Raw genomic sequence first — 6,589 nt, forward strand, 5'->3', positions numbered from 1 at the left:
TGCGGGAGCTGGCCGGAGATCTCGATGCGGTGTACGCGCACCACCGTGAGAGGGGAATGGATGAAGCGGACGCGCAGCGGCGTGCGGAGCAGTCGGTGCTGGGCACGACGCACGTGATTCGGCGGCTGTCGCGGCTGCATCGGCGTTCCTGGCGCGGGTGGTCCGAGTCGATGGCCGCGCGGCTGTCCAGCGGCATCGAGCTGCTGATGCTCGGCCTCGGTGTCGTGCCGATCCTCGCCGCGGCCGCGCTGTTCGCGGTCCGCAGCGCCGCCGGGCCGATCGCGTGGCTCACATCCCTGGTCGGAATCGGCATCGCTGCGGGGATCGCGCTTGGCGTGATCCGGACCATGCGCGGCCAGGAGGTGCCGTCCGGCCTTCTCGAAGCGCTGCTCGTGTGCGGTGTGGTTGCATGTGCGCTGGGGCTGCTGGGTGCGGCATACGGCCTCCATGCGACCTTCGCATCACTCGCGGCCGGCACACTGTCCTCGTCCTCCCACGTTGCAGATCTCACCGGACCCCTCGTTCGTGAGGGTTCGGTTCTGGTGCTTGGGCTGCTCCTGGCCCTTGCTGCACTGTTTGCCTGGTTCCTTCTGCTGGGCCGTGAGGCGGCGCGGCTTTCCGCGGAAGTCGAGGCACTGCTCGGGCCGGAGGAGCCGATCCGGGCGGGCGGTGCAAACGTGATCCCCCTCGAGACCGGGAGGTCGGCATGATCGAAGCGTTTCGCGATGGCGGCGTGATGATGTGGCCGATGCTGATCGTCGCGCTTGGCATCGCCTCGACCGCAATGCGCACGGCACTGCGCGCGCAGCAGGACCCGGCGGCGGAGGAAGTCCGCCGCGGCATGCAGTCGGTGCTGTTCTGGGGCGGGATGGCCGTGCTGCTCGGCCTGCTGGGCAGCGCCGTGGGTCTCACGATCACCGCGCAAGCGGCAGCGCGGGTACCAGATGTCCCGGCGAACCTGATCTGGGGCGGCATTGGCGTGACGCTGATCACGCTGATCTTCGGGCTGCTCATCTTTCTGTTTGCAGCGCTCGCGTGGTTTGCGCTGAGCGCGTGGTCGGCGAGGCGGCTGCGGGCGACGTAGCGGGACAGGAACTACCATGTCGGACAGGGCTCGCGTGGACGCGCGAGCCCTTTTTTTCGCCTGGAGCCGGCGGCCCCATCTCACGCGGTGACAGCTGTCGCGTCATTGAACGCCCCCGTCGTTCGTCGTATGGTGGATTGCCCACGTCTACCTGCGAATACCCATGACACGTCCAGAGCACGCGATCGAGGCGAGCGGCCTCGTAAAGACATTCGGTGCTACCCGTGCAGTGGACGGCATCGATCTGACGGTGGCGCGCGGCAGCATCTACGGGCTGCTCGGACCGAATGGTGCCGGCAAGACCACGATGGTGCGGCTGCTCGCGACACTGCTGCGGCCGGATGCCGGCCGCGCCCACGTGCTCGGCCACGACGTCGTGCGGGAGGCGGAGTCGGTCCGCCGTCGCATCAGTCTCACCGGCCAGTTCGCATCCGTGGACGAGGACCTCACGGGTGGCGAGAACCTGCGAATCCTGGGGCGGTTGCTCGGCTTTTCGCGCGCTGCTGCCTCAGCGCGAGCGAGCGAGCTCCTCGCGGCGTTCGACATCGAGGAGGCTGCGAACCGCGAGATCAAGACGTACTCGGGCGGGATGCGTCGTCGGCTGGATATTGCCGCGAGCATGCTGCGCACGCCGGACCTGCTGTTCCTCGATGAGCCGACGACCGGCCTGGATCCGCGCAGTCGCGGGCAGGTGTGGGAGATCATCCGGATGCTGGTTGCGGGTGGCACGACGGTGCTCCTGACGACGCAGTATCTCGAGGAGGCCGACCAGCTGGCGGATCGCATTGCGGTGATCGATCACGGGCGTGTGATCGCGGAGGGCACGAGCGCGGAGCTGAAGGCGTCGGTCGGCGGGAGCGTGCTGCATGTGCGGGTCGCTGATGCCGCGCAGCGCGAGGTCGCGTGGTCGCTGCTGACGGGCTGGTTCGGCGAGGGGGTGCACCGGGACGGTGATCCGCGTGCGCTCAGCGTGCAGCTCGAGGACGGCTCGCGCGCTGCGGCCGCACTCGCGTCGCTGGCGGAGGCAGGGATTGCCGTCGGCCAGTTCTCGCTCGGGCAGCCGAGCCTGGACGAGGTATTCTTCGCGCTGACGGGACACGCCGCGGAGCCCGTCGCAACAGATGCAGATCCGGGATCCGGAGTGGCCGCAGCATGAGCACAGTCGTCCCGAATGCACAGAGACAGGTGGACCCGGTGCTGCACGCAGCGCTGTCGCAGCGGCATGCGCCGGAGCCGGCGGGACCGGTGACGGATACGCTCACCTTCGCGTGGCGCGCGCTGTTGAAGGCGAAGCACATGCCCGAGCAGGTATTCGACGTGCTCGTGACACCGATCATGTTCACGGTGCTGTTCACGTTCATGTTCGGCGGTGCGCTCGCGGGCTCGCCCGCGGCATACCTGCAGTTCCTGCTGCCCGGCATTCTCGTGCAGACAGTGACATTCACGACGGTCTACACCGGCTTCACGCTGAACACGGACATCTCGCGCGGTGTGTACGACCGGTTCAAGTCGATGCCGATCTGGCAACCGGCGCCGGTCGTGGGGGCCATGGCGGGTGACACGATCCGGTACACGATATCGTCCGTCATCGTGGTGCTGATCGGGTTGCTGCTCGGCTACCGTCCGGCAACGGGCCTGCCGGGCGTCGTCGCATCGATCCTGCTGCTCAATGTCTTCGCATTCGGCATCGGCTGGATCTTCACTGCAGTGGCGCTCTGGGTGAAGTCACCATCCACGGTGCTCACGTTGAGCTGGCTGGTGATCATGCCGCTCACGTTCGCGTCCAATATCTACGTCGACCCCGCCACGATGCCGGGCTGGCTGCAGACGTTCGTTGCCTTCAACCCGGTCACGCATATCGTGACGGCTACGCGCGGATTGCTGGACGGAGCGGTCACGGCGCCGGAGATCGGCCTGAGCCTGCTCACGCCCGCGATCGTGACGGTGCTCTGCGCCCCCATCGCCATGCGGTTGTACCGGCGCGAGCGCTGAAGCAGCGGGGGCCGGGGCGCGAGGTGATCTGGCGCGCGTCCGTCCGCACCACCATTCTCCGCGCATGCCAAGACTGTATTCCGGTTTTCAGAAACAGATGCGCATCGCTATCAGCACGTCCGGCGGCGATGCGCCGGGCCTCAATGCGGTGATCCGTGCGGCGACCATGGCCGCGTACGAGAAGGGCCACCAGATGTTCGGGCTCCGGGAGGGCTTTCGCGCGCTGCTGGAGGAGGGCACGGTCGAGCTGCTCGATCCGCGCAACACGACGGGCATCGAGCGACTCGGCGGAACGATGCTCGGTGCAGCAAGCGGCGGCGATCCATTCAAGAGCGGCCGCACGGTCGAGGACGTGGTGAGTGCGCTGGAGCGTCATGGCATCGACGCGCTCATCATGGTGGGCGGTGACGGCACGATGCAGATCGCCGACGAAGTCGCGCGGACGGGACTGCGGGTCATCGGCGTGCCGAAGACCATCGACAGGGACGTGGTCGGGACGTGGACCACGTTCGGGTTCGACACGGCGGTGGCGAACGCGACGGACGCGATCGACAAGCTGCACACGACGGCGGAGGCGCACCAGCGGCTGTTCACGGTCGAGGTGATGGGGCGCGACACGGGGTGGATTGCCCTGTACTCGGGCATTGGCGGCGGCGCGAACATGATCGCGATCCCGGAGTTCCCGTACGATATCGAAGTGTTCGCCGAGCATATCCGGCGCCGCGAGACGGAGGGCAACCGCTACCACATCCTGGTCTGTTCGGAAGGCGCCCGCGCACGAGGCGGAGAGACGGTCAAGTCGGAGCGCACCGGACGTTACAGCGGCATTGCCGAGCAGCTGGCGGCGGAGCTGTCGCATCGCACGGGCAAGGAAGCGCGTTCGGTTGCGCTGGGCCACGTGATCCGCGGCGGTGCCCCGACGGTATTCGACCGGGTTCTCGGCCTGCGCTTCGGCTCCGCGGCAGTGAGCGCACTCAGCCGTGGGGAGAGCGGTGTAATGGTTGCATTCAATCCGCCCGGTTTCCGCTCGATTCCGCTCTCGGAAGTCGCCAACCGGACGGCGCGCGTGACGCCGGACGAGCACGCCCTCGCCACCGCGCGGAACCTCGGCATCAGCTTCGGCATCTAGCAGCGGTCACGACCAGGAGAGACGAAATGCCCTTCCGGATCACGAGCATTCTGGTTGCCAGCGACCTTTCCTCCGGCGCTTCGCCTGTGCTGCGCAGCGCGGCGGCGCTCGCAGCGCTCGCGGAGGCAGAGCTGCACGTGGTTCACGTGGTCGAGCCGGACGGCTTGTTCGAGGTGGCAGCCGAGCGCGTGGAGCGGGCGGACCGGGCACTGCGCGAGCAGCTGAAGAGCGCATTGCCGGCGAGCGCGCATGCGACGAGCGTGCGGGTGGAACTCGGCCGCGCGCATCGCGTGATCCTGGATCTCGCGGATGAAGTCGGTGCTGACCTGGTCGTCATCGGCCCGCACCGCGAGCAGGAGGCGCGGCCGCAGGTCCTGGGGACGACTGCAGACCGGCTCGTGCGGACGAGCGAGGTGCCCTGCCTGATCGTGCATGAACCGATCTCGCTGCCGCTGCGCTGCGTGTTGATCCCCACCGACCTGTCCGATGCCGCCGAAGGCGCGCTGGATGTCGGCCTGATCTGGAGCGCTGCGTTGCGCCAGCCGCGCGGCAGCGCGAGCCGGACCAGCGTGCAACTGCTGCTCGTCGTTCCGCGCGTCCCCGACGAGGGGGAAGGGGAGCCGCCCCACACGTTCAGCGCGCGCGAGCTGCACCGGCAGGTGCAGGCCGCGTGCGAGCGGACCGGCTGTGCACCTTCGCTGGAGTTGGAGGAAGAAGTGGCGGAGGGCGATCCGTCCACGATCATCCTGCAGCGTGCGCAGGACCACGGTGCCGACCTGGTCGTGCTCGGGACGCACGGCCACGGCGCGCTGGCCCGCGCGCTGATCGGCAGTGTTTCATCCATGGTGGCGCGACGGGCAGGCTGCCCCGTGCTTCTCGTGCCGCCCCGCTACTGGCAGGAGCGCCGCGCGCGCGAAGAACGGCTCCGGCGCTGAAGTGCCGGCCCGGCGGTGAGAATGGCACCGGCGGCTCTGCACCATCGCCGCGCACCCCTCCGCCCGGACGCGCAGGTGAGCTCGCGACTGTCGCAGCTGCCTCAGCGGTTTGCGCGCCGCGGTTCGCCCGTCAAGGACACGCTCAGCTCGCGCAATCGTGCGCGTGCGCCCTCGTCGTATGCCTGGCCGTGCGCTCGCGCGGACTCCATGCCCTCGTAGTACTGACCGCTGCGCACGTCCGGGGCGGTGATCAGGCGCATCACTGCGTCCGCACCCTCAGCGACGGTGCTGCGCGGACGAACCCCGGCTTCCCGCACCATCGGTGTATCCATCAGCGTGGCCGGATGCAGCGCAACCACCGTGACGTTGCTCGCCTCGAGCTGGCGGGCGAGGTCGATCGTGAACATGACCTGCGCGAGCTTGCTCTGCGCGTAGGCCGCAAAGCCGCTGTACTCGCGGGTCAGCATCGGGTCGTCGAAATCGAGCGGACGCTGCGCGCCGGACGCGAGGTTGACGATCCGTGAGGGTGCGCTCTCGACGATCCGGTCGAGCAGCAGGTGGGTCAGGAGGTACCCGGCCAGGTAGTTCACGGCGAAGTGCATCTCGTGGCCGTCCGCGCTGGTCTGCCGCTCCCCCTGCGTCAGCCAGATGCCCGCGTTGTTGACGAGCACGTCGATGCGGTCGTACTCGGCGCGAATGATCTGCGCAAAGCGCCGGGCCTCGTCGAGCGAGGCGAAGTCCGCCGCGAAGAACGCTGCGCTGCCGGTCCCGCTCTCCGCTATCTCGCGCACGAGGGACTCGCCACGCTCCCGGTTCCGGCCGTGCACGATGACGTGTGCCCCCTGCGCGGCCAGGCGACGAGCGACCTCCCGGCCGAGACCGTCCGTCGAGCCCGTTACCAGGATGACCGGACCGTCTCCACTGCCATGGTGCATCGCATCCGTCCGTTCCTCGTCCTGGCTCGCCCGACTTGCAGCGGGCTGCTCGGCACTCACGAACCGCAGCCCGAGGATTCCAGTGAGGATCAGTGCAATGCACACGAGCCGCGCCACGGTCGCAGGCTCCCGGAACAGGATCATGCCGAGGACCGCAGTACCGACCGTCCCGATCCCGGTCCAGACAGCGTAGGCGGTGCCCAGCGGCAGTGTGCGCAGCGCGAGTCCGAGCAGGCCCATGCTGCCGACCAGCGCTGCAGCAGTGGCGAGCGTTGGCCAGAGCCGGCTGAAGCCCTGCGTGTACTTCAGGCCGACCGCCCAGCCGATCTCGAGCACGCCCGCGAATAAGAGGATGATCCACGCCATGGGCGCCAATCTAGCACGAAAAAGGCCGGTGCGAATGGCACCGGCCCTCTCCTTCCTGCGACGGAGCGGACGCGCCGCTCCGTCGATGTGGATCCGCTACTCGGCTGCGAGTGCGCGCACGGCGTCGGCCAGGAGCCGGACCCGCGCA

General features: G+C 68.5%; 7 protein-coding genes. 6 read left to right on the forward strand and 1 reads right to left on the reverse strand.

The window, feature by feature from the left end; all coding sequences use genetic code 11:
• The 6 genes from VFU06_03380 to VFU06_03405 form a co-directional block, all read left to right on the forward strand.
• The coding region (locus tag VFU06_03380; GenBank protein HEU5208430.1) for a hypothetical protein at positions 1 to 710 on the forward strand (710 nt) is incomplete at its 5' end.
• Positions 707 to 1,084 carry a MotA/TolQ/ExbB proton channel family protein gene (locus VFU06_03385; GenBank protein ID HEU5208431.1) on the forward strand — a complete coding sequence of 126 codons (378 nt, stop codon included), beginning with the start codon at positions 707 to 709 and terminating at the stop codon, positions 1,082 to 1,084. The genes VFU06_03380 and VFU06_03385, both read left to right, overlap by 4 nt.
• A gap of 163 nt (positions 1,085 to 1,247) precedes the next feature.
• Positions 1,248 to 2,240 carry an ATP-binding cassette domain-containing protein gene (locus VFU06_03390; protein ID HEU5208432.1) on the forward strand — a complete coding sequence of 331 codons (993 nt, stop codon included), beginning with the start codon at positions 1,248 to 1,250 and terminating at the stop codon, positions 2,238 to 2,240.
• The gene (locus tag VFU06_03395) at positions 2,237 to 3,076 is read left to right on the forward strand and encodes an ABC transporter permease (GenBank protein HEU5208433.1); all 840 of its coding nucleotides are present in this window, start codon (positions 2,237 to 2,239) and stop codon (positions 3,074 to 3,076) included. The genes VFU06_03390 and VFU06_03395 overlap by 4 nt, the downstream gene beginning before the upstream one ends.
• A 97-nt stretch (positions 3,077 to 3,173) precedes the next feature.
• Positions 3,174 to 4,205, forward strand: coding sequence for an ATP-dependent 6-phosphofructokinase (locus VFU06_03400; GenBank protein ID HEU5208434.1), 1,032 nt, complete (start codon positions 3,174 to 3,176; stop codon positions 4,203 to 4,205).
• 26 nt (positions 4,206 to 4,231) lie between these two features.
• Positions 4,232 to 5,140, forward strand: a complete 909-nt coding sequence (locus tag VFU06_03405; GenBank protein HEU5208435.1) for a universal stress protein — start codon at positions 4,232 to 4,234, stop codon at positions 5,138 to 5,140.
• 101 nt (positions 5,141 to 5,241) lie between these two features.
• On the opposite strand, the gene VFU06_03410 is transcribed toward VFU06_03405, so the two are convergent.
• The gene (locus VFU06_03410) at positions 5,242 to 6,441 is read right to left on the reverse strand and encodes an SDR family NAD(P)-dependent oxidoreductase (GenBank protein ID HEU5208436.1); all 1,200 of its coding nucleotides are present in this window, start codon (positions 6,439 to 6,441) and stop codon (positions 5,242 to 5,244) included.
• Positions 6,442 to 6,589 lie beyond the last annotated feature (148 nt).

It is taken from the genome of Longimicrobiales bacterium (assembly GCA_035764935.1).
Lineage (GTDB): Bacteria > Gemmatimonadota > Gemmatimonadetes > Longimicrobiales > RSA9 > DASTYK01.

What these genes read in the sequence shown, in the direction of transcription:
- VFU06_03400 (HEU5208434.1), top strand. Translation starts at nt 3,174, where the DNA reads ATGCGCATCGCTATCAGCACGTCCGGCGGCGATGCGCCGGGCCTCAAT.
- VFU06_03395 (HEU5208433.1), top strand. Translation starts at nt 2,237, where the DNA reads ATGAGCACAGTCGTCCCGAATGCACAGAGACAGGTGGACCCGGTGCTG.
- VFU06_03405 (HEU5208435.1), top strand. Translation starts at nt 4,232, where the DNA reads ATGCCCTTCCGGATCACGAGCATTCTGGTTGCCAGCGACCTTTCCTCC.
- VFU06_03390 (HEU5208432.1), top strand. Translation starts at nt 1,248, where the DNA reads ATGACACGTCCAGAGCACGCGATCGAGGCGAGCGGCCTCGTAAAGACA.
- VFU06_03385 (HEU5208431.1), top strand. Translation starts at nt 707, where the DNA reads ATGATCGAAGCGTTTCGCGATGGCGGCGTGATGATGTGGCCGATGCTG.
- VFU06_03410 (HEU5208436.1), bottom strand. Translation starts at nt 6,441, where the DNA reads ATGGCGTGGATCATCCTCTTATTCGCGGGCGTGCTCGAGATCGGCTGG.